The organism is Streptomyces sp. NBC_01439 (assembly GCF_036227605.1).
Taxonomy (GTDB): domain Bacteria; phylum Actinomycetota; class Actinomycetes; order Streptomycetales; family Streptomycetaceae; genus Streptomyces.
The window spans coordinates 2,961,048-2,984,118 of sequence record NZ_CP109487.1 but is presented as its reverse complement, the minus strand read 5'-3'; the positions used below and the strand labels follow the sequence as shown (position 1 = coordinate 2,984,118).

Genomic DNA, 23,071 nt, shown 5'->3' with positions numbered 1-23,071 from the left:
AAGGACCCGCTCTTGGACTTATGCCCAATGCCGCCCCGACCCTGAAGCCATGAGCCGACCCACCGACCGACCCAACGATCGACCGACCTCCCGACCGACCTCCCGATCCACCTCGCCCACCTCCGTGCACCGCCGTGGGATCGCCGCGGCCGTCGCCGCCGAACGCCGCGAGCTGGCCGACGTACTGGACGCCCTGACCCCGGACCAGTGGGACGCCCCCTCCCTCTGCGCCGGCTGGCGCGTCCGCGAGGTCGCCGCCCACCTGTCCCTCGGCTTCCGCACCACCCTCCCCGGCTTCGCCGCCGAACTGCTGCGCGCCCGCGGCAACCTGCACCGGATGACCGACCGCACGGCCCGCCGCGACGCCGCCGCCTTCACCGCGCGCGAGCTCGCCGCGCTGCTCCGCGAGAACGCCGACCACCCCTGGAAACCGCCCGCCGCCGGCCCCACCGGAGCCCTCGCCCACGACGTGGTCCACGGCCTCGACATCACCGTCGCCCTCGGCCACCCGCGCCGCGTCCCCGCAGACCGGCTGCGGCTCCTCCTCGACGCGGTCACCCCCCGGTCCCTGCGCTTCTTCGGCGCGGACCTGACCGGCGTCCAGCTGTGCGCGCAGGACCTGGACTGGTCCCACGGCGAGGGAACTCCCGTGCACGGGGAAGCCCAGGACCTGCTGCTCGTCCTCTTCGGCCGCCGCCTTCCCCCGGGTCGGCTGAACGGGGGACCGGAGGGCCACCGGGTACCGCCTACCCTTGTTGCATGACCAGCAGCGACCGGAGCCAGGCAGTGGACGTGAAGCGAAGCTACGAGGTGCGCACCTACGGGTGCCAGATGAACGTGCACGACTCGGAGCGGCTCTCCGGTCTGCTGGAGGACGCCGGTTACGTCCGGGCGCCCGAAGGCGCCGACGGCGACGCCGACGTCGTGGTCTTCAACACCTGCGCGGTCCGCGAGAACGCCGACAACAAGCTGTACGGCAACCTCGGCCGACTGGCCCCGATGAAGACGAAGCGCCCCGGCATGCAGATCGCCGTCGGCGGCTGCCTCGCCCAGAAGGACCGCGACACGATCGTCAAGCGGGCCCCCTGGGTCGACGTCGTCTTCGGTACGCACAACATCGGCAAGCTGCCCGTACTGCTGGAGCGCGCCCGCATCCAGGAGGAGGCGCAGGTCGAGATCGCCGAGTCGCTGGAGGCCTTCCCCTCCACGCTCCCGACCCGCCGCGAGTCCGCCTACGCCGCCTGGGTCTCGATCTCCGTCGGCTGCAACAACACCTGCACCTTCTGCATCGTCCCGGCCCTGCGCGGCAAGGAAGAGGACCGCCGGCCCGGCGACATCCTCGCCGAGGTGGAGGCCCTGGTCGCCGAGGGCGTCTCGGAGATCACCCTGCTCGGCCAGAACGTGAACGCGTACGGCTCGGACCTCGGCGACCGGGAGGCCTTCAGCAAGCTGCTGCGCGCCTGCGGCCAGATCGAGGGCCTGGAGCGGGTCCGCTTCACCTCCCCGCACCCGCGCGACTTCACGGACGACGTGATCGCGGCGATGGCCGAGACCCCGAACGTGATGCCGCAGCTGCACATGCCGATGCAGTCCGGTTCGGACCCGATCCTGAAGGCGATGCGCCGCTCGTACCGGCAGGAGCGGTTCCTCGGCATCATCGAGAAGGTCCGCGCCGCGATCCCGCACGCCGCGATCTCCACCGACATCATCGTGGGCTTCCCCGGCGAGACGGAGGAGGACTTCCAGCAGACGATGCACGCCGTGCGCGAGGCCCGCTTCGCGAACGCCTTCACCTTCCAGTACTCCAAGCGGCCCGGCACCCCCGCCGCCGACATGGACGGGCAGATCCCCAAGGAGGTCGTGCAGGACCGCTACATGCGCCTGGTCGCCCTCCAGGAGGAGATCTCCTGGGAGGAGAACAAGAAGCAGGTCGGCCGCACCCTGGAGGTCATGGTCGCGGAGGGCGAGGGCCGCAAGGACGGCGCCACGCACCGCCTGTCCGGCCGCGCCCCCGACAACCGCCTGGTCCACTTCACCAAGCCGGAGCAGGAGGTCCGCCCCGGCGACGTGGTCACCGTGGACATCACCTACGCCGCGCCGCACCACCTGCTGGCCGAGGGCCCGACGCTGATCGTGCGCCGCACCCGCGCCGGCGACGCCTGGGAGAAGCGCAACGCCGCCCCCGCCCAGCCGGCGGGCGTCATGCTCGGGATCCCGAAGCTGGGCGTCCCGGCGCCCCTGCCGGTCGTCACCTCCGGCTGCTCGGTGCCCACCTCCTCCTGAGGGGCACGGGCCCCGCGCCTGCGGCTAGGCTGCGGATCATGCTCGTAGCCGCCGCCGTTTGTCCTGCCCCGCCGCTGCTCGTGCCCGAGGTGGCCGCGGGGGCCGCCGCCGAACTCGGCGACGCCCGCACCGCCTGCTCCGACGCGCTGGCGGTGCTCGCCGCGTCCCGGCCCGACCTGCTGGTCGTGGTCGGGGCCGCCGCCGAGGGCGGCGCGTACGACCAGGGCACCCCCGGCGGCTTCGCCGGGTTCGGCGTGGACCTGACCGTCACCCTGGGCCCCGACCTGGGCGAACCGCCGAGCGGCCATGCCACCGGGTCCACCCTCCCGGCTTCCCTCGCGGTGGCCGGCTGGCTCCTCGGCCAGGCCCGCTGGGCGGCAGCCCCGGTCGCCGGGGTGGCCGTCGCCGCGGACCTCGCCCCGAGCGGCTGCGGCCTCCTCGGCGCGGACCTGGGCGGTTCCGCCGAACGCGTGGCCATGCTGGTCCTCGGGGACGGCAGTGCGTGCCGCACCCTCAAGGCCCCCGGATACCTCGACGAGCGCGCCGCGGCCTTCGACGCGGAGGCCGCCCGTGCGCTGGGCGCCGCCGACGTCGCCGCGTTGGCCGGGATCGATGCCGCTCTCGCGGCCGAGCTCCAGGCCGCCGGACGGGCCCCCTGGCAGGTGCTGGCCGGCGCCGCCGGGGGCGCGGAGCTGGCGGGACGGCTGCTGTACGAGGACGCGCCGTACGGCGTGGGGTACTTCGTCGCCGCCTGGTCTTAGCCGGTCGTAGCCGTTCCTGATCGTTCCCGGCCGGTCGTGGCCGCGCGGCGGCCGCGCAGCCGACGGGGCGCGACAGGGCTACCAGGAGGGGCCGTGGGGCTCTCGGAACGGCGAAGGGGCGCGGGACCCGGCCGTGCCGGTCCCGCGCCCCTTTCCCGGACCGCGTCAGGAGGCGGCCGGCGGCGTCGGCCCGCCGGGAGCGTCCTTGTGCGCGATCTTCCCCAGGGCGTCCTTCGCCTTGCCCGTTCCGCTCGTGATCTGGCCGCTGTACTTGCCCTTGGTCTTGGAGTCCATGGCCCTGGCCACCTTGTCCAGACTCTCGCCGATCTTGCCCTCGTGCTGCAGCGCGAGATCGCCGACCTTGTCCTTCGCCGGAGCGAGCTTGGCCTTTAGATTGTCCAGCAGGCCCATGGGTCACCTTCCGTTGGCGGTCGCTACGTACGGGCGCCCTCGCCGGTCTCGCTGTCCGCAGCCACCGGGGCCGCCTGCTGCTTCGGGATCTCCACGACTCCCGCCTCCGGAGACTTCTCGGCAACAGGCTCGGCCTCCTCGGCCGTGCCGGACTCCGCCGTCAGGTCCTCCGTCGCGACCTCTTCGGTCACAATCTCGTCCTTACGGCGAAAAAACCGATCAAAAATGCCCATGTCTACTCCCGTAACGTTACTCGTGTGAGTGAAGTTCCGCGTCGACCGGACCGGCCTGCGCCGGGCGTACGCAGGGCGCATGTCCGGCCGGAACCTCGCCAGGGCAACGACCCCGACCCCACCCCGTCACGTCACTCGATCGGGTACATGGCTGTGTCTTGACCAGGGGCTGCGAAACTGGGGCGGTGAGGAATGCAGCCCCCGCCCCGCGGGTCATCGCCGTCGTAGGTCCCACCGCGGCAGGAAAGTCCGACCTGGGCGTCGCCCTGGCCCGCCGCTTCGACGGCGAAGTCGTCAACGCCGACTCCATGCAGCTGTACCGGGGGATGGACATCGGTACCGCCAAGCTGACGACCGAGGAGCGCGGCGGCGTGCCGCACCACCTCCTCGACATCTGGGACGTCACCGACACCGCCAACGTCGCCGACTACCAGCGGCTGGCTCGCCTGGAGATCGACAAACTGCTCGCCGAGGGGCGTACCCCCGTCCTCGTCGGCGGATCCGGCCTGTACGTCCGTGGCGCCCTGGACGTCATGGAGTTCCCCGGCACCGACCCCGAGGTGCGGGCCCGACTGGAGGAAGAGCTCGCGCTCCGCGGCTCCGGCGTCCTGCACGCCCGGCTCGCCGCCGCCGACCCGGCCGCCGCGCAGGCCATCCTGCCCAGCAACGGCCGCCGCATCGTCCGCGCGCTCGAAGTGATCGAGATCACCGGCCGCCCCTTCACGGCCAACCTGCCCAGCCACGATTCCGTTTACGACACCGTGCAGATCGGCGTCGACGTGGCCCGCCCGGAGCTCGACGAGCGGATCGCGCTGCGGGTCGACCGGATGTGGGAGGCCGGACTGGTGGACGAGGTCCGCGCACTGGAGGCCCGCGGGCTGCGCGACGGAATCACGGCCTCCAGGGCGCTCGGCTACCAGCAGGTCCTTGCCGCGCTCGCCGGTGAGTGCACCGAGGACGAGGCCCGGGCCGAGACCGTCCGGGCGACCAAGCGGTTCGCCCGCCGCCAGGACTCCTGGTTCCGCCGCGACCCGCGCGTCCACTGGCTCAGCGGGGCCGTCGCCGACCGGGGGGAACTCCTCGGACTCGCGCAGTCGTTGGTCGAACGAGCGGTCACAGCCTGATCACGTGATGGCATCGGGACGCCTCACGCGCCAGTAGCGGGGCCGGGGGCGTGCCATCATCAAACTCCAGCAGGTGCGATCACCTGCGATGAACGGCGGCGTACTGAGTCCGAGTGGGGAGGGCGCGTGGCGATGGAGGCCGGCCCTCGCGACACCGGGCGGGACGATACCCGGAGGGAAGCGGACCCGATGCTTCTGGACGGGACCGACGAGACGGACGGGCCCGCGGGCCTCGGGCTGCCCGCCGATCCGGCGCGACTGACCCCGGACGGCCCGGACACCCCGGACTCCGCCGAGGCGGAAGCCGCCGCCGGACCCGAGTTCGAGGTCGAACTGCGCCCGCAGCGCCGCCTGCGCCTGTGGCAGATCGCCCCCATTGCGATGCTCGCCGCCACCGGTTCGCTGATGTTCGCCTTCCCGCTCGCCTTCGAGTTCGGCGACGGCGGTGCCGTGGTCGCCATGCTCGGCTTCCTGATCAGCTGCTGCGCCGGAGGCTGGGGAATGATGGCCGCCCGACGGGTCGGCTACACGTGGCCCGGCCTCCCGGTTCGGGGGAGCGGCCGCCGCCCGGACTGGCGCATGGCCGCGCTCTACGCCGTCGTCGCACTGGCCGTCGTAGGTCTCGCCGTGTACCGGGTCGCCCGGCTCCGCTGACCGCCCCTCGGACGGTTCCGCCCTTCGGACGGTCCGGCGGCCCTGAGCTGGTGCTCGGTACCATGGGCCGGTGACGCAGACCACCCTCTCCTTCCTCAAGGGCCACGGCACCGAGAACGACTTCGTGATCGTCCCGGACCCGGACAACGCCATCGAGCTGCCCGCGTCCGCCGTCGCGAAGCTGTGCGACCGGCGCGCCGGAATCGGTGCTGACGGCGTCCTTCACGTCGTCCGGTCCGCCGCGCACCCCGAGGCCGCGCACCTGGCCGACGAAGCCGAGTGGTTCATGGACTACCGCAACAGCGACGGCTCCATCGCCGAGATGTGCGGCAATGGCGTGCGCGTCTTCGCCCGCTACCTCCAGCACGCCGGACACGTCGAACCGGGCGACCTCGCCGTCGCCACCCGCGGGGGCGTCAAGCGGGTGCACCTCGACAAGAAGGGCGACGTCACCGTCTCCATGGGCCGCGCCGAGCTGCCCGCCGGCGAGGTCACGGTCAGCGTCGACGCCCGGAGCTGGACCGCGCGGAACGTGAACATGGGCAACCCGCACGCGGTGGCCTTCGTCGAGAGCCTCGACCACGCGGGGAACCTGTTCGCCGCCCCCGCGTTCAGCCCGGAGTCCGCCTACCCGGCCGGGGTCAACGTCGAGTTCGTCGTCGACCGGGGCCCCCGACACGTCGCCATGCGCGTCCACGAGCGCGGCTCCGGCGAGACCCGCTCCTGCGGCACCGGCGCCTGCGCCGTCGCCGTGGCCGCCATCCGCCGCGACGGCGTCGACCCGGCCGCCACCGGCGAACCGGTCGCGTACACCGTCGACCTCCCCGGCGGAACCCTGATCATCACCGAACACCCCGACGGGCAGATCGACATGACCGGACCAGCCGTGATCGTGGCTGCGGGGGAGTTCGAGGGGTCCTGGCTCACCGAAACGGCTTTCGGCTAGAGCTTCCCTCTAACGGGTGATCCGTTTCACGCTGAGCGAGAGGTGGACTGCGCCACGTGGTGGGGTCGGTAACATCAGGCACCGGCCCTGAGGGCTCACCCCATGCCCACCACCGCCGGTCGAAGCCGCCGGAGGTGCCCATGAGTGCAGAGGCCACGAACCCCGAAGCACACCCCGAAGCGCGCCCTGAGCTCCGCAGACGCGGTCGGACCAGGCTCGATCTGCGCCGGCTCGGGCGCGCGGCCCTGCTCGGGCCGACGTCACGAGACCGGCTTCCGGACGCGATCGGCCACGTTGCCGAGGCGCACCGCGCCCACCACCCGGACGCCGATTTGTCCATTCTGCGCCGCGCGTATCTCCTCGCGGAGACCTCGCACCGCGGCCAGATGCGAAAAAGTGGTGAGCCGTACATCACACATCCACTCGCCGTCACCCTGATCCTCGCCGAACTCGGCGCCGAAACCACCACCTTGACGGCCTCTCTGCTCCACGACACCGTCGAAGACACCGACGTGACCCTCGACCAGGTCCGGGCGGAGTTCGGTGACGAGGTGTGCTTCATCGTCGACGGCGTCACCAAGGTGGAGAAGATCGACTACGGCGCCGCCGCCGAACCCGAGACCTTCCGCAAGATGCTCGTCGCCACCGGCAACGACGTCCGCGTCATGTCCATCAAACTCGCCGACCGGCTGCACAACATGCGCACCCTGGGCGTGATGCGCCCCGAGAAGCAGGCCCGCATCGCCAAGGTCACCCGCGACGTGCTCATCCCGCTGGCCGAACGGCTCGGCGTGCAGGCCCTCAAGACCGAGTTGGAAGACCTCGTCTTCGCGATCCTGCACCCCGAGGAGTACGAGAGCACCCGCGCGCTCCTCGCCGCCCATGCCGGAGAACGCGACCCGCTGCCCGCCATCGCCGACTCCGTACGGGGTGTCCTGCGCGAGGCCGGCATCGCCGCCGAAGTACAGGTCCGGCCACGGCACTTCGTCTCCGTGCACCGCATTTCCCGCACCCGCGGCGAACTGCGCGGCTCCGACTTCGGCCGCATCCTCGTCCTCGTCGGCGAGAACGCCGACTGCTACGCCGTGCTCGGCGAGCTGCACACCTGCTTCACCCCGGTCGTCTCAGAGTTCAAGGACTTCATCGCCACCCCGAAGTTCAACCTCTACCAGTCGCTGCACACCGCCTTCGCCACCCCCGAGGGCTACGTGGCCGAGGTCATCGTGCGGACCCGGCAGATGCACCGCGTCGCCGAGGCCGGCGTGGTCGCCCTCGGCAATCCGTACGCCACCGCGACGGCCGATGCCGCCGCCGACCCGGACGAGGAGCGCGTGGACCCCACGCGCCCCGGCTGGCTGTCCCGACTCCTCGACTGGCAACAGTCCGCGCCCGACCCCGACACCTTCTGGACCGTGCTCCGGGCGGAGCTGGCCCAGGACCGGGAGATCACCGTGTTCCGGGACGATGGCAGCGCCACCGGCACGATCAGTCTGCCGGCCGGAGCCAGCTGTATCGACGCCGCCTACGCGCAGCACGGCGAGGCGGCCCACGGCTGTATCGGCGCCCGCGTCAACGGGCGCCTCACCTCCCTGTCCTCCGCCCTGTCCGACGGGGACACCGTCCAGCTGCTGCTCGCGCAGGACGCCACCTCCGGCCCCGCCGCCGAGTGGCTGGACCACGCACGGACCCCCGCCGCCCGGATCGCCATCAGCAGCTGGCTCGAATCCCATCCCGACCGCGCCATGGCCACCACCTCGGCCGCCCGGGCACCGCTCTCGGTGGTCGGGGCCCGCGGTGGCGGGGCCAACGCGGTCGCCGACCTGCCGGACGCCACCGTGCGGCTGGCCGGGTGCTGCACCCCGGTGCCACCGGACGCCGTCGCCGGGTTCCTGGTCCGCGGCGGGGCCGTCACCGTGCACCGCATCCACTGCGCGGCGGTGGCGCAGATGCGCGCCGTGGGGCGCACCTCCGTCGCCGTGCACTGGCGGGCGACGGCGGACTGCCGGGTCACCCTGCGCGCTGAATCGTTCGGCCGCCCGCACCTGCTGGCCGACCTGACCGAGGCCATCGCCCGCGAGGGGGTCGAGGTGGTCTCCGCGACCGTGGAGCCGCCGGTCGAACAGCGGGTCCGGCACAGCTACACCCTCCAGCTGCCCGACGCGGCCGGGCTGCCCGCGCTGATGCGGGCGATGCGGGACGTGCCGGGCGTGTACGACGTGAGCCGGGTGTAGGCGCGGTCCAGGTCTACGGGTCTACGGGTCTACAGGGCTCCGGGTCTACGGGTCTACAGGGCTCCGGGTCTCCGGGGCTCCGGGGCTACGGGCGCGCCCAGACGCGGGCCGCGCGGAGACGTGGCCCGGTGGGGACGCGGGCCGGGAGCGGACGTAGGCCGGAACGCCTCCGGAAGGCCCCGTTCGGGTGGACCCGTCGCGCGCCGTACGCGGCCGTGTGGCGGGCGCTGGTAAGCGGTGGTGGATGCAGCTCTCCTCCCCGCGCCTGCGCGCCACCCTGCTCGCCGCGGCCTCCCTCACCCTCGTCGCCGCCGTCCTGCCCCCACCGAAGCCGCTGGGCATCGGCGACCGGCTCTTTCCGGAGCTAGGGAACCCGGGGTACGACGTGCTCTCGTACGACCTGTCCTTCGACTACAAGGACAATCTGAACCCGCTCGACGCGGTCACCGTCATCGACGCCCGCGCCCTGGAGCGGCTGGAGCGCATCAATCTGGACTTCACCCACGGCAAGGTGGCGTCCGCGGAGGTCAACGGGGAGCCGGCGCGGTTCGAGAGCGTGGCCGAGGACCTGGTCCTGACGCCCGCGCGCCCGGTGGCGGACAACATGCCGCTGCACATCACCATCCGGCACACCAGCGATCCGCGCGGCCGCGGCGACGGCGGCTGGGTGCCCACGGAGGACGGCTTGGCCATGGCCAACCAGGCCGACGCCGCGCACCGCGTCTTCCCCTGCAACGACCACCCCGCCGACAAGGCGCTCTTCACCTTCCGGATCACCGCCCCGGCCGGCCTCACGGCCGTCGCCAACGGGGAGTCGGTGGCCCCCGCCGTGCGGCTCGGCCCCACGACGACCTGGACGTACCGCACCCGGCACCCGATGGCCACCGAGCTGGCCCAGGTCTCCGTGGGCCGCTCCGAGGTCGTGCACGGCACCGGACCGCACGGGCTGCCGCTGCGCGACGTGGTGCCCGCGGCCGACCGGCAGCGGCTCGATCCCTGGCTCAAGAAGACCGCGGGCCACATCGAGTGGATGGAGGAGCGCGTCGGCCGCTACCCCTTCGAGAACTACGGTGTGCTGATCGCGCGGGCCACGACCGGCTTCGAGCTGGAGACGCAGACCCTCTCGCTCTTCGAGAGCAACCTGTTCGCGCGCGACGGCTACCCCGACTGGTACGTCGAGTCCGTGATGGTCCACGAGCTCGCCCACCAGTGGTTCGGCGACAGCGTCACCCCGCGGACCTGGTCCGACCTGTGGCTCAACGAGGGACACGCCACCTGGTACGAGGCCCTGTACGCGGACGGGCTCGGCAAGTACTCCCTGGAGCGGCGCATGCGCGAGGCGTACCAGCGTTCCGACCAGTGGCGGGCGGCGGGCGGCCCGCCGGCCGCCCCGAAGGCAGCCGCACCCGGCCAGAAGATCGGGCTGTTCCGGCCGGTGGTCTACGACGGGTCCGCGCTGATCCTCTACGCCCTGCGGCAGGAGATCGGCACGGAGGCCTTCGAGAAGATCGAGCGGCGCTGGGTCGCGGAGAACCGGGACGGGATCGCGGGGACGGCCGACTTCGTACGCCTGGCATCGCAGGAGGCGGGCCGCGACCTCGCGGCCTTCCTGGAGCCCTGGCTGTACGGGGCCACGACCCCGCCGATGCCGGGGCACCCGGAGTGGAGCGGCACGGCGGCCTCTGGCAAGCCTGCCTCTGGCAAGCCGGCCTCCGGCAAGGCGACCCCCGGCACGGCGGCGGACGTGAGCACCCGATAAAAGGGTGTGACCGGCGAGGAACGGGCATGTCACCATCGACGGGGCCGTGCGGGGAATCCCCCGGCGGTGTGACACGTTGGACGTGACAGCTAACGTGGCACTGCTATTCGAATCGACGTAAGGATCCAATGACCTCCTCTTCTTCCCCTTCCCAGGACGCGCGGGACGCCCAGGACGTGCGGGACTCGCAGAGCTTCACCGAGAGCCTTCGGGCCGATGCCCTGATGGAAGAGGACGTCGCCTGGAGCCACGAGATCGACGGAGACCGGGACGGCGAGCAGTTCGAACGCTCGGAGCGCGCGGCCCTGCGCCGCGTGGTCGGCCTCTCCACCGAGCTCGAAGACGTCACCGAGGTCGAGTACCGGCAGCTGCGCCTGGAGCGCGTCGTCCTGGTCGGCGTCTGGACCTCCGGCACGGTGAACGACGCGGAGAACTCCCTCGCGGAGCTCGCCGCCCTCGCCGAGACGGCGGGTGCTCTCGTACTCGACGGTGTGATCCAGCGCCGTGACAAGCCGGACCCGGCCACCTTCATCGGCTCGGGCAAGGCGCGCGAGCTGCGTGACATCGTCATGGAGAGCGGCGCGGACACCGTCGTGTGCGACGGTGAGCTCAGCCCCGGCCAGCTCATCGCCCTTGAGGACGTCGTCAAGGTGAAGGTGGTCGACCGGACCGCGCTGATCCTCGACATCTTCGCCCAGCACGCCAAGTCCCGAGAGGGCAAGGCGCAGGTCGCCCTCGCGCAGATGCAGTACATGCTGCCGCGACTGCGCGGCTGGGGTGCCTCGCTGTCCCGGCAGATGGGTGGCGGCGGCGGTGGCGGCATGGCCACGCGCGGCCCCGGTGAGACCAAGATCGAGACCGACCGACGTCGGATCCGCGAGAAGATGGCGAAGATGCGCCGGGAGATCGCGGAGATGAAGACCGGCCGTGACATCAAGCGGCAGGAACGGCGCCGCAACAAGGTGCCCTCGGTCGCCATCGCCGGTTACACCAACGCGGGCAAGTCCTCGCTGCTCAACCGCCTCACGGGCGCGGGCGTGCTGGTGGAGAACGCACTGTTCGCCACCCTCGACCCGACCGTGCGCCGGGCCGAGACGCCGAGCGGCCGGGTCTACACCCTGGCCGACACCGTCGGCTTCGTCCGGCACCTGCCCCACCACCTCGTCGAGGCCTTCCGCTCCACGATGGAGGAGGTCGGCGACTCCGACCTCATCCTGCACATCGTGGACGGCTCGCACCCGGCGCCGGAGGAACAGCTGGCGGCGGTGCGCGAGGTGATCCGTGAGGTCGGCGCGGTGAACGTGCCCGAGATCGTCGTGATCAACAAGGCGGACGCCGCGGACCCGCTGGTCCTGCAGCGGCTGCTGCGGATCGAACGGCACTCCATCGCCGTCTCGGCGCGCACGGGCATGGGCATCGAGGAACTCCTCGCGCTCATCGACTCCGAGCTGCCGCGGCCCGAGGTCGAGGTGGAGGCCCTGGTGCCGTACACGCGCGGCTCGCTGGTCGCCAAGGCGCACGCCGAGGGCGAGGTGATCTCCGAGGAGCACACCCCGGACGGCACCCTGCTCAAGGCGCGGGTCCACCAGGAACTGGCGGCGGACCTGGCGCCGTACGCGCTCGCGAAGCGCTGAGCGGGCTTGACGGCTTGACGGCTGAGGCCCCCCTGCACCGCAGGGGGGCCTCAGCCGTTCGGTCACGCTCGGGGTTCGGGGCTACTTGAACTTGGCGCTGACGGCGTCGAAAATGCCCTTCGCCTCCGGCCCCAGCCGGGGCCCGGCCAGCCAGCCCGCCTTGGCCGGGCCTATCGAGGTGTTCGACACCAGCGCCGGCTTGCCGTCGGCGCCCGCCGTGACCCAGCCGCCACCGGAGGAACCGCCGGTCATGGTGCAGCCGATGCGGTACATCACCGGGTCGTTCGCGTTCAGGGACAGCCGGCCCGGCCGGTCCGTGCACTGGAAGGCGCGCTGGCCGTCGAACGGAGCCGCCGCCGGGTAGCCCGTCGCCGTGATGCTCGCGACCTTCGGCACGGCCTGCGCGTTGAAGTCCACCGGGAGCGCCGAACCGACGGTCTCTTCCAGGGACTTGGTCTTGCCCTTCTCGGGCGCCACGTGGAGCACCGCGAAGTCGTAGGGGGCACCCGCGCCGCCGGTCGGACCGCCGCTCGCGATCCACTGGTCGGAGGTCTGCGCCCAGTCGCTCCACCACACGCCGAACGGGGCCACCGTCTCGCGGGGCGCGCCCTTGAGCTGTGCCGACGGCTTGCCCGTGTTGTTGTAGGACGGGACGAAGGCGATGTTGCGGTACCAGCCGCCGGCCTTGCCCGCGTGGACGCAGTGGCCCGCGGTCCAGACCATGTTCGACTTGCCGGGGTGGGCCGGGTCCTTGATCACGGTCGCCGAGCAGACCATCGAGCCCTCGGGGCCGTCGAAGAACACCTTGCCGGACGACGGAACGCTCGTGTGGTAGGGCGGGTTGGCCTGCTTGGCCGCCACCGGTGCCGGGGTCGGGTCGGTGACGCCCTGGTCCTTGCCCGCGTCGGGGTCGACGGACGGACGCTGCGGCTGCTCGGCGTCACGCATGCGGTCCGGGTCCCACAGGCCCTCGATGACCGGGTTGATGTAGTCGCCCGCCTCGCGGAGCCAGTCCTCCTTCTTCCAGTTCTTCCACTCACCCCCCTTCCACTTCTCCAGGTCTATACCGTGTTCCTTGAGCTTGTCCTTGAGCTGGTCCGGGATCTTGATCCCGTCCTGGCCCGGCAGGCTCGCCGCCACGGTCGGCTTGGCGTCGCCGCCGGCCTCCTCGTCGCCGGGGCCGCAGGCAGCCGCGGTCAGCGCGAGCGTGGCCGCGCACAGAATCGCGGTGACCGGTCGGTTCGATCGCATGTCGTTCGTCCCCCTGGGAGTTCGAGGAGTGGAGTGCAGCCCCCCACTATGCCGCTGTCGCCCAGGACGACACAGGCCGGGGCCGTGGTTCCTGGCGCTCTCCCCTTGCAGAACAAGGATCTTGAGTCAACCCGTGATCCCTCGCCGTCACCGTCGTTGGTACGTACGGGGGATGGGGGAGCAGCGTTCATGTTCGAGACGCAATCCGGAAGAGCAATCAGTGCGGGAGGACCGACACTCGTGGCTGCCACCGAGCCGGCCGCGGCGGCGGCCGCGACAGAGATCCCACCTCAAGTGCCGCCGCAGGGAAGCCGGGGACCGGTTCCGGACGGAGCCGGCAGCCCGGGCGGTTCGGGTCGCTCGGGCCGCTCGGGCGTGAGCGAGGGGCCGGGGGGTTCCGTCGCTCCTGAGAACATCCTGCGCAGACAGGCACAGCGGGAGTCCGCCGCCCGGACGTACGCGCGCTCGCTGCCCATCGTCCCCGTGCGGGCCCGCGGGCTCACCATCGAGGGCGCCGACGGGCGGCGCTACCTCGACTGCCTCTCCGGCGCCGGCACGCTCGCCCTCGGGCACAACCATCCGGTGGTGCTCGAAGCCATCCGGGGCGTCCTCGACTCGGGGGCCCCGCTGCACGTGCTGGACCTCGCGACCCCGGTCAAGGACGCCTTCACCACCGAGCTGTTCGCCAACCTGCCGCCCGCGCTCGCAGCCGACGCGCGCATCCAGTTCTGCGGTCCGGCCGGAACGGACGCCGTGGAGGCCGCACTCACACTGGTGCGCACCGCGACCGGACGCCCCGGGCTGCTCGCCTTCACCGGGGCCTACCACGGCATGACCGCCGGGGCCCTGGACGCTTCGGGCGGCGCCCCCGGCGTGCGGGTGACCCGGCTGCCGTACCCGCAGGACCTGCGCTGCCCGTTCGGAGTCGGTGGCCCAGAAGGCGCCGAACTCTCCGCGCGCTGGACGGAGAACCTGCTGGACGACCCGAAGGGCGGAGTGTCCGCCCCCGCAGGCATGATCGTCGAGCCCGTGCAGGGCGAGGGCGGGGTGATCCCCGCCCCGGACGGTTGGCTGCGCCGGATGCGCGAGATCACCGCGGCGCGGGGGATCCCGCTGATCGCCGACGAGGTGCAGACGGGCGTCGGCCGGACCGGTGCCTTCTGGGGAGTCGACCACGCCGGGGTGGTGCCCGACGTCATGGTCCTCTCCAAGGCGATCGGTGGCAGCCTGCCGCTCGCGGTGATCGTGTATCGGGCCGCCCTGGACGTCTGGGCCCCCGGCGCGCACGCGGGCACCTTCCGCGGCAACCAGCTCGCCATGGCCGCCGGTACCGCCACGCTCACCTTCGTCCGCGAGAACCGGCTCGCCGAGCGCGCCGCCGCCCTGGGGGAACGGATGCTGGCCGCCCTGCACGGCCTGGCCTGCGGCCATCCGTGCATCGGAGAGGTACGGGGCCGGGGCCTGATGATCGGCATCGAACTCGTCGACCCCGACACCGGGGCCGCCGCGCCGTCCCTCGCCGCTGCCGTCCGCCAGGAGTGCCTGGACCGCGGCCTGATCGTCGAACTCGGCGGCCGCCACGGCGCCGTGGTGCGCCTCCTTCCCCCGCTGACCCTGACCGACGAGCAGGCCGCGGCGGTCCTCGACCGTCTGGCCGACGCCATCCCGGCCGCCGCCCGTCGGACCCACTGACCCGCACCCCGAGGACCCGCGATGCCCGATCCGCACCATTCCACCCCCATCACGGAGAACCAGCCACTGTCTCCCGACCGGCCCGCCCCGCTGCCGCCGGGGCCGGCCCCGGCGCTGCCGAATCCGCTCCCGGACCACGAGGAGGCCGTCGCCCCGGGACAGACGTCAGCGTCGCCCGGCACCTCTGCGCCGCTGAGGGAGGTCGCGGAGCCGCCGTCCCCGACGCCGCCGCGGCCCGACGTCCACGAGGTACAGGGCTCGGGGTCCGCTGTCACCCCGCCGGCCCGGCCCGTGCCCGCCGAGGACGCACCGACCCCGCCCCCGGCCGGCACGCCTTCCCACGCCGACGGAGCCACGGCCGAGCACCCGAAGCCACGCCCGACGGGCGCACCCGGAACCCCCGGAGCCGGAGCCCCCGGAGCACCGGCCGAGCAGCTTCCCCCGGTGGCGGCCGCCAGCGGGACCGACGCCGGGGCAACGGCCACGGTGCCGCGGCAGAAGGACGGCACACCCCGGCCCCGTTCCGGATGGACGAGCCCCCTACGGCTGGAGCCGACCACACTGCCCGACCTGCTCAACCACCCCGACCCGGCCGTCGCCGCCGAGGCCGCGGCGGTGGAGAACCTGCTCCGCTGCTGGGTCCGCGAATCCGGTCTCGGCCGCCCCGACGGCCCCGCCGGAACCCCCCTGCGCATCCCCCTTCCCGCTTCCGGTACCGCCCTGCTCGTTCCCGTCCGCCACTGGTCCCACGCCGGCTGGCACCGGTTCGGTGCGGTCCGACTCGAAGGCACGACCGCCGCCGCACCCTCCCTCGACGCCGTCACCATCGCCGCGCTCATCGCCCGAGAAGGCACGAGCGGTGGCCGAGGCGCCGCCGACCTCGTCGGCCGGGTCGCCGACTCCGTGCGCCGCACCGCCGAATTCATCGCCGACCGGCGGGAACGCCCCACCGCCCCGGCCCCCCTGGGCGGGGACCGTTTCCTCACCGCCGAGCAGGCGCTCCTCCTCGGTCACCCCCTCCAGCCGGACCCGAAGAGCCGTGAAGGGCTTTCCGAGGCCGAGGTACGCCGCTACTCACCCGAACTCCACGGCTCCTTCCCCCTGCACTGGTTCGCGATCGACCCCGCGGCCCTCGCGAGCGAATCGGCCTGGACCGAGAGCGGCCGCCCCGTCTCCGCGCCACAGCTCCTCGGCCGACTCGCCCCCGGTCTCCCGCTGCCGGGCGGCACCACCCCCCTTCCCCTACACCCCTGGCAGGCCCGTGACCTGCTCGAGCGCCCCGCCGTCTCCGCCCTCCGTGACGCGGGACTTCTGTACGACCTCGGCCCACACGGCGAGCCCTGGTACCCCACATCCTCCGTGCGCACCGTCCACCGACCGGGCGCCCCCGCGATGCTCAAGCTCTCCCTGGGCCTGCGCATCACCAACTCCCGCCGCGAGAACCTCCGCAAGGAACTCCACCGCGGTGTCGAGGTACACCGGCTGCTCCGCACCGGCCTCGCCGAGCAGTGGCAGGCGTCCCACCCCGCCTTCGACATCGTCCGCGACCCCGCCTGGGTCGCCGTGGACGCGCCGGACGGAACCCCCGTGCCCGGACTTGACGCCCTGCTGCGCCACAACCCCTTCCGTTCGGGCGACGACCCGGTCTGCATCGCCGCACTCACCGCCCCCCGCCCGTGGCCCGGCCGGACCACCATGAGCTCCCGCCTCGCCGAACTCATCACCGGACTCGCCATCGCCACCGGCCACACCACGTCCGCCGTCGCCGCCGAGTGGTTCCTGCGCTACCTCGACCACGTGGTGCTGCCGGTCCTCGCCTTCGATGCGCTCGCCGGTATCGCCCTCGAAGCGCACCAACAGAACACCCTGGTGCTCCTCGACCCAGCCGGCTGGCCGATCGGCGGCCGCTACCGCGACAACCAGGGCTACTACTTCCGCGAATCCCGCCGCGCGGAACTGGAGCACCGGCTCCCCGGCATCGGCAGCGCCAGTGACACCTTCGTCTCCGACGCCGTCGCCGACGAACGCTTCGCCTACTACCTCGGCATCAACAACGTGCTGGGCCTCATCGGCGCCTTCGGATCCCAGCGGCTCGCAGACGAACGGGTCCTCCTCGCCGCCTTCCGCCGCTTCCTCGCCAAGGCCGCCGGCCTCGGCCCGCTCCCGGCACGGCTGCTCGACTCGCCCACCCTGCGCTGCAAGGCCAATCTGCTCACCCGCCTGGGCGGCCTCGACGAGCTGGTCGGCCCCGTCGACACGCAGTCCGTCTACGTCACCATCACCAACCCCCTTCACGATTGACGCGTCGGCGCCGACGCGGAGAAGAGCCCCCGATGCCCTCCACCGACACTTCAGCCCAAGCTCCAGCCGCGCGACCCGGCCACGACACACGCACCACCACCGGCGTCGTCGAAGTCGCCCGCGGAAGGCGCGCACAACGCCTCAATGCGGAGCTGTTGCCCCTGCTCGCCGAGGCCGACCTGCTCGATTCCCCCGCCATCTGGGGCAGCGTCACCACACCGGCCGGAGCCTTCCGCCTCGAACCCGTGCGGCCCGGCCGTGACCTGGAGCTACTCACCGGCTGGATGAACGATCCCGAAGTGTCCGCCTACTGGGAGCTCGCGGGCCCCGCCGCGGTCACTGATGCCCACCTGCGGGCCCAGCTCGACGGGGACGGCGGCAGCATCCCCTGCCTCGGACTCCTCGACGGCACGCCGATGAGCTACTGGGAGATCTACCGAGCCGACCTTGACCCGCTCTCCGGGCACTACCCGGCGCGCCCCCACGACACGGGTATCCACCTGCTCATCGGAGACGGCACGAACCGCGGCCGCGGACTGGGAACGGCTCTGCTGCGTGCCGTCGCCGACCTGGTCCTCGGCAACCGCCCCCGCTGCACACGCGTCGTCGCGGAACCGGACATCCGCAACACCCCCTCCGTATCAGCCTTCCTGAACTCCGGTTTCCGCTGCTCCGCGGAAATCGACCTTCCCGAGAAGCGGGCCGCCCTGATGATCCGGGAGCGGGTGCTGCGCAATCTCCTCTGAGTGCCGCCCCGCAAACCCCGACCGTCGTCGGCAGCTTCGCACCTCTCCCCTCGATAACTCTGCGTAACGAAGCAAAGTTCCCGACCTCCGAGGAGTCACGTGCCGAACTTCCCCGCAGCCCCCCACGCTGCCGACCCCGCCGGGCCGCCGTTGCCCCGGGACCTCTGCACGCCGCCCGAACTCAACCGCGGGACCTGGGGCCTCGCCGCCCGCCGGCTGCTTGCCAAGATGCTCGGCGAGTTCGCCTACGAGGAGATCATCCGCCCCGTCCCCGCACCGGCCACCGCAGGGGACGCCTGGACCCTGACCCTCGACGACGGCAGCAGCCTCGGCTTCCGCGCCCGGCGCCGCTCGTACGGCAGTTGGCACGTCACCCCGGACACGATCATCCTGACCCCACCGCCACCCTCGCCGACCGCACCGACAGCACCGATCGTGCCGGGCGCCCTCGGGAGCCCGACCGCACTCGAGGATCCGTACGCCTTCCTCATCCGGGCCCGGAACCTCCTGGGGCTCGACGGACCCACCCTCGGTCACCTCGTCCGCGAGCTCAGCGCCACCCTCACCGCCGACGCCCGACTCGACCACACCGCACTCACCGCCGACGTCCTCGCCGACCTCGACTACGCCGCCCTCGAAGGCCACCAGACCGGCCACCCCTGGCTCGTCCCCAACAAGGGCCGGATCGGACTCTCCGCCTCCGACACCGCCGCATGGGCCCCCGAGGCGCGCACCCGCCAGCGGTTGCCCTGGCTCGCCGCCCACACCTCGCTCGCCGCCTACCGCGGGACCGCCGGCCTGGAGGACCCCGCCCACCTCTACTCCGCCGAGCTCGACCCCGTCACCCGGGCCGCCTTCGACCAGTCCCTGCGCGACCGCGGCCTCGACCCGCTCCACTACCTCTACCTCCCGATCCACCCCTGGCAGTGGGACGAGGTCGTGCTCCCCCTCTTCGCCCCGGCGCTCGCCTCCGGCGCCCTGGTCCCGCTCCCCGCCGATCCCGACGTGCGTCTCCCGCAGCAGTCCGTCCGTACGTTCCTCAACCTCAGTAGGCCCGACCGGCACAGCGTCAAACTCCCGCTCTCCGTCTTCAACACCATGGTCTGGCGCGGACTGCCCAACGACCTCGCGCTCGCAGCCCCGGCCGTCACCGCCTGGATCCACTCCCTCCGCGACGGCGACCCCTTCCTCCGCGACGAGTGCCGGGTCGTCCTGCTCGGCGAGGTCGCCTCCGTCACCGTCCGCCACCCGGTCTACGACGCGCTCCCCGAGGTCCCGTACCAGTACAAGGAGCTCCTCGGCGCGATCTGGCGCGAGCCCCTTACCGGCCTGCTGGCACCCGGCGAGCGCGCCCGTACGCTCGCCTCCCTCCTCCACACCGACCCGCGCGGCCGGTCCTTCACCACCGAACTCGTGGCCCGGTCCGGACTGACCCCCACCGTCTGGCTCCAGCGCCTCTTCGCCGCCCTCCTGCCCCCACTGCTCCACTTCCTCTACCGCTACGGCACCGTTTTCTCCCCGCACGGCGAGAACGCCATCGTGATCTTCGACGAGTGCGACGTCCCGGTCCGGCTCGCGGTCAAGGACTTCGTGGACGACGTCAACATCACCGACGAACCGCTGCCCGAGCTCGAGTCCCTGCCCGACGAGGTCCGAGCGGTCCTGCTCACCGAGCCCGCCGACTTCCTGCCCCAGTTCATCCACTCCGGTCTGTTCGTCGGCGTCTTCCGCTACCTCTCGGCCCTGTGCGAGGACGGCCTGGGCGTCCCGGAGCGCGCGTTCTGGTCCCTCGTACGGGCGGAGATCCTCCGCCACCAGGCCCGCTTCCCGGAGCTCAAAGACCGCTACGAGCTCTTCGACCTGCTGGGCGAACGCATCGGACGGCTCTGCCTGAACCGGAACCGGCTCTACGAGGACGGCTACCGCGACCGGCCCGACCGTCCGCACGCCGTGCAGCACGGCACCGTGCCCAACCCCTTGTACCGGCCATGATTGCTCGCCGGTGCGCTCGCTGTCAGTGCGGCCCCGTAGGGTTGGGAGTGCTATGACGAAGCCCTCCCTCCCCGACCTGCTGCACGCCGCCGTCTCCGCCGTCGGCGGCACGGAGCGCCCCGGCCAGGTGGCCATGGCCGAAGCCGTCGCCGAAGCGATCGACGACAACTCCCACCGGCTGATCCAGGCCGGTACCGGCACCGGAAAGTCGCTCGGCTATCTGGTGCCGGCCCTCGCGCACGGCGAGCGCGTGGTGGTCGCCACGGCAACCCTCGCCCTCCAGCGGCAGCTCGTCGAGCGCGATCTGCCCCGGACCGTGGAGGCACTGCATCCGCAGCTGCGCCGCCGCCCTCAGTTCGCCATGCTCAAGGGCCGGTCCAACTACCTGTGCCTGCACCGCCTGCACGAGGGCGCTCCGCAGGACGAAGAGGACGGACTCTTCGACCAGTTCGAGGCGGCCGCGCCCACCAGCAAGCTCGGCCAGGACCTGCTGCGCATGCGCGACTGGGCGGACGAGACCGAGACCGGCGACCGCGACGACCTGACCCCTGGTGTTTCGGACAAGGCCTGGTCTCAGATCTCCGTCTCCTCCCGCGAGTGCCTGGGCGCCACGAAGTGCGCGTACGGCGCCGAGTGCTTCGCGGAGGCTGCCCGTGAGCGGGCCAAGCTCGCGGACGTGGTCGTCACCAACCACGCCCTCCTCGCCATCGACGCCATCGAAGGCGCTCCCGTGCTGCCGCAGCACGAGGTGCTGATCGTGGACGAGGCCCACGAGCTGGTCTCCCGGGTGACCGGGGTCGCCACCGGCGAACTCACCCCGGGCCAGGTCAACCGGGCCGTGAAGCGTGCCGCCAAGCTGGTCGACGAGAAGACCGCGGACTCCCTGCAGACCGCCTCCGAGACCTTCGAGCGGGTCATGGAGCTGGCGCTCCCGGGTCGGCTGGAGCAGATCCCGGAGGACCTCGGCTACGCGCTGATGTCCCTGCGGGACGCCTCGCGCAACGTGATCTCGGCGATCGGCGCGACCCGGGACAAGTCCGTCCACGACGAGGACGCGGTGCGCAAGCAGGCGCTGGCCGCGGTGGAGAGCATCCACGGCGTGGCGGAGCGGATCACCAACGGCTCCGAGTACGACGTGGTCTGGTACGAGCGCCACGACCGCTTCGGCGCCACCCTCCGCGTCGCCCCCCTGTCGGTGTCCGGCCTGCTGCGCGAGAAGCTGTTCGAGGACCGCTCCGTGGTCCTGACCTCCGCCACCCTCAAGCTGGGCGGCGACTTCAACGGGGTTGCGGCCTCGCTGGGCCTGTCCCCCGAGGGGGTCGAGGGCGACGACGTACCCGTGTGGCGCGGCCTCGACGTCGGCTCGCCCTTCGACTACCCGAAGCAGGGGATCCTCTACGTCGCCAAGCACCTGGCCACGCCGGGCCGCGAGGGGACCCGCGGCGACATGATGGACGAGCTCGCCGAGCTGATCGAAGCGGCCGGTGGACGCACCCTCGGTCTCTTCTCCTCCATGCGCGGCGCCAAGGCGGCCGCCGAAGAGCTGCGCGGCCGGCTCGACCATCCGATCCTGCTCCAGGGCGAGGAGACCCTCGGCGAGCTGATCAAGTCCTTCGCCGCCGATCCGAAGACCTGCCTGTTCGGGACGCTCTCGCTCTGGCAGGGCGTGGACGTGCCCGGGCCCAGCTGTCAGCTCGTGGTCATGGACCGGATCCCCTTCCCGCGCCCCGACGACCCGCTGATGAGCGCCCGGCAGAAGTCGGTCGAGGAGCACGGTGGCAACGGTTTCATGGCCGTTGCGGCCACGCACGCCGCGCTGCTGATGGCGCAGGGTGCCGGCCGCCTCGTACGGGCTTCGGGTGACCGGGGCGTCGTCGCGGTCCTCGACCCCCGGCTGGCGACGGCCCGGTACGGGAGCTTCCTGCGGGCCACGCTGCCGGACTTCTGGTACACCACGGACCGCAACCAGGTCCGCCGCTCGCTCGCTGCGATCGACGCCGCCGCTCAGACTGACGGCAAGTAGCGGGCGACCACATCTTCGCGAGCGGTGGTGGTTTGGCCGCAGAGAACAGGGCAACCCCCGGAACCGGCGCAGTGGGTTCCGGGGGCTGAATGGGGGCGGCGGGGTCAGACCCGACGCAGTACCGCGACGACCTTGCCAAGGATCGTCGCTTCGTCGCCGGGAATCGGCTGGTAGGCGGCGTTGTGCGGGAGGAGCCAGACGTGGCCGTCTTCGCGCTTGAAGCGCTTGACCGTGGCCTCGCCGTCGAGCATCGCGGCGACGATGTCGCCGTTCTCCGCGACCGGCTGGCGACGGACCGTGACCCAGTCGCCGTCACAGATGGCGGCCTCGATCATCGAGTCGCCGACGACCTTGAGGACGAAGAGCTCGCCGTCGCCGACCAGCTGGCGGGGGAGCGGGAAGACGTCCTCGACCGACTCCTCGGCGAGGATCGGGCCGCCGGCCGCGATCCGGCCGACCAGGGGAACGTACGACGCGGCGGGCTTGCCTGTGGTGTCCGTGGGCTGCGAGCTCGGCTGGTCGGAGCCTCGCACCTCGTAGGCCCGGGGGCGGTGCGGGTCACGGCGCAGGAAGCCCTTGCGCTCCAGGGCCATCAGCTGGTGTGCGACCGACGAGGTGCTGGACAGGCCGACCGCCTGGCCGATCTCCCGCATCGACGGCGGGTAACCCCGACGCTGCACGGAGTCGCGAATGACCTCGATGACCCTCCGCTGCCGGTCCGTGAGCCCGGAGCTGTCGGCGCGAATGCCTGGAGGTCGACCTGGCAGCGAGCGTGCGGGGCGTACTGCGGGCTCCGCATCCGGGTTCAGGTTTGCGTCGTTCATGGCATGCACCGGCTCGAGTCGGCTCTGGGAGCGGTTCTGGGCGGTAATGGCGGCACTGTCTGCGGTGGTGGTCACGTCGGCCCCTCTCGAAATGTTCTCCCTAGCTGGACAACGGTAGTAGCTTTCGAAAGGTTGCGCCAAACACACGTTCGAGTGAAAAATCGCAGATCGTCCTGCGTGGGCATATCAAGGGGTGTATGGACGAT

The 23,071-nt window shown here is 72.1% G+C and carries 18 protein-coding genes; 14 read left to right on the top strand and 4 right to left on the bottom strand.

Annotated features, from left to right (window positions below; translation table 11 throughout):
- Positions 1-49: 49 nt before the first annotated feature.
- The 3 genes from OG207_RS12760 to OG207_RS12750 are packed head-to-tail and all read left to right on the top strand — an operon-like array spanning position 50 to position 3,044.
- Positions 50-763, top strand: a complete 714-nt coding sequence (locus tag OG207_RS12760; protein WP_329098691.1) for a maleylpyruvate isomerase family mycothiol-dependent enzyme — start codon at positions 50-52, stop codon at positions 761-763.
- The gene (gene miaB, locus OG207_RS12755) at positions 760-2,283 is read left to right on the top strand and encodes a tRNA (N6-isopentenyl adenosine(37)-C2)-methylthiotransferase MiaB (RefSeq protein WP_329098689.1); all 1,524 of its coding nucleotides are present in this window, start codon (positions 760-762) and stop codon (positions 2,281-2,283) included. Before OG207_RS12760 ends, miaB begins: the two co-directional genes overlap by 4 nt.
- Positions 2,284-2,321: 38 nt before the next feature.
- Positions 2,322-3,044 (top strand): hypothetical protein, encoded by a 723-nt coding sequence (locus tag OG207_RS12750; protein WP_329098687.1) that lies wholly within the window; start codon positions 2,322-2,324, stop codon positions 3,042-3,044.
- A 165-nt stretch (positions 3,045-3,209) separates the two neighbouring features.
- Here the strand turns inward: OG207_RS12750 and OG207_RS12745 are convergent, their stop codons facing one another.
- Together OG207_RS12745 and OG207_RS12740 are read right to left on the bottom strand one after the other, a co-directional pair.
- A complete protein-coding gene (locus tag OG207_RS12745; protein WP_329098685.1) occupies positions 3,210-3,455 on the bottom strand; it encodes an antitoxin in 246 nt (81 codons plus the stop codon).
- A gap of 23 nt (positions 3,456-3,478) precedes the next feature.
- A complete protein-coding gene (locus OG207_RS12740) occupies positions 3,479-3,646 on the bottom strand; it encodes a gliding motility protein (protein ID WP_329098683.1) in 168 nt (55 codons plus the stop codon).
- Positions 3,647-3,873: 227 nt separating this feature from the next.
- Here OG207_RS12740 and miaA point away from each other — a divergent pair, with 227 nt between their 5' ends.
- From miaA to hflX, 6 genes are all read left to right on the top strand, one after another.
- Positions 3,874-4,812, top strand: a complete 939-nt coding sequence (miaA, locus tag OG207_RS12735; RefSeq protein WP_329098681.1) for a tRNA (adenosine(37)-N6)-dimethylallyltransferase MiaA — start codon at positions 3,874-3,876, stop codon at positions 4,810-4,812.
- A 126-nt stretch (positions 4,813-4,938) separates the two neighbouring features.
- Positions 4,939-5,466, top strand: a complete 528-nt coding sequence (locus OG207_RS12730; RefSeq protein WP_402695298.1) for a hypothetical protein — start codon at positions 4,939-4,941, stop codon at positions 5,464-5,466.
- 70 nt (positions 5,467-5,536) lie between these two features.
- Positions 5,537-6,412 carry a diaminopimelate epimerase gene (dapF, locus tag OG207_RS12725; RefSeq protein WP_329098679.1) on the top strand — a complete coding sequence of 292 codons (876 nt, stop codon included), beginning with the start codon at positions 5,537-5,539 and terminating at the stop codon, positions 6,410-6,412.
- Between the two features lie 140 nt (positions 6,413-6,552).
- Positions 6,553-8,643 (top strand): RelA/SpoT family protein, encoded by a 2,091-nt coding sequence (locus OG207_RS12720; RefSeq protein WP_329098677.1) that lies wholly within the window; start codon positions 6,553-6,555, stop codon positions 8,641-8,643.
- A 244-nt stretch (positions 8,644-8,887) separates the two neighbouring features.
- Positions 8,888-10,402 carry a M1 family metallopeptidase gene (locus tag OG207_RS12715; RefSeq protein ID WP_329098675.1) on the top strand — a complete coding sequence of 505 codons (1,515 nt, stop codon included), beginning with the start codon at positions 8,888-8,890 and terminating at the stop codon, positions 10,400-10,402.
- 128 nt (positions 10,403-10,530) lie between these two features.
- Positions 10,531-12,036: a GTPase HflX gene (gene hflX / locus OG207_RS12710; RefSeq protein WP_329098673.1), complete on the top strand. Its 1,506-nt coding sequence runs from the start codon at positions 10,531-10,533 to the stop codon at positions 12,034-12,036.
- Positions 12,037-12,117: 81 nt separating this feature from the next.
- On the opposite strand, the gene OG207_RS12705 is transcribed toward hflX, so the two are convergent.
- On the bottom strand, positions 12,118-13,287 hold the full coding sequence (locus tag OG207_RS12705) for a trypsin-like serine peptidase (RefSeq protein ID WP_329098672.1): 1,170 nt from the start codon (positions 13,285-13,287) through the stop codon (positions 12,118-12,120).
- A 189-nt stretch (positions 13,288-13,476) separates the two neighbouring features.
- On the opposite strand from OG207_RS12705, the gene OG207_RS12700 reads away from it, so the two are divergent.
- The 5 genes from OG207_RS12700 to OG207_RS12680 all read left to right on the top strand — a co-directional run bounded on the left by OG207_RS12700 (position 13,477) and on the right by OG207_RS12680 (position 22,041).
- Positions 13,477-14,979: a diaminobutyrate--2-oxoglutarate transaminase family protein gene (locus tag OG207_RS12700; RefSeq protein WP_329098670.1), complete on the top strand. Its 1,503-nt coding sequence runs from the start codon at positions 13,477-13,479 to the stop codon at positions 14,977-14,979.
- Between the two features lie 21 nt (positions 14,980-15,000).
- Entirely contained in the window at positions 15,001-17,280 is a 2,280-nt protein-coding gene (locus OG207_RS12695; RefSeq protein WP_329098668.1) for an IucA/IucC family protein, read from the top strand.
- 32 nt (positions 17,281-17,312) lie between these two features.
- Positions 17,313-18,026 (top strand): GNAT family N-acetyltransferase, encoded by a 714-nt coding sequence (locus tag OG207_RS12690; protein WP_329098666.1) that lies wholly within the window; start codon positions 17,313-17,315, stop codon positions 18,024-18,026.
- A gap of 99 nt (positions 18,027-18,125) precedes the next feature.
- On the top strand, positions 18,126-20,018 hold the full coding sequence (locus OG207_RS12685; RefSeq protein WP_402695302.1) for an IucA/IucC family protein: 1,893 nt from the start codon (positions 18,126-18,128) through the stop codon (positions 20,016-20,018).
- Between the two features lie 52 nt (positions 20,019-20,070).
- Complete coding sequence (locus tag OG207_RS12680) at positions 20,071-22,041, top strand: ATP-dependent DNA helicase (protein WP_329098664.1); 1,971 nt, start codon at positions 20,071-20,073, stop codon at positions 22,039-22,041.
- A 104-nt stretch (positions 22,042-22,145) separates the two neighbouring features.
- Here OG207_RS12680 and lexA read toward each other — a convergent pair whose 3' ends face one another.
- Entirely contained in the window at positions 22,146-22,940 is a 795-nt protein-coding gene (lexA, locus tag OG207_RS12675; RefSeq protein ID WP_150259859.1) for a transcriptional repressor LexA, read from the bottom strand.
- Positions 22,941-23,071 lie beyond the last annotated feature (131 nt).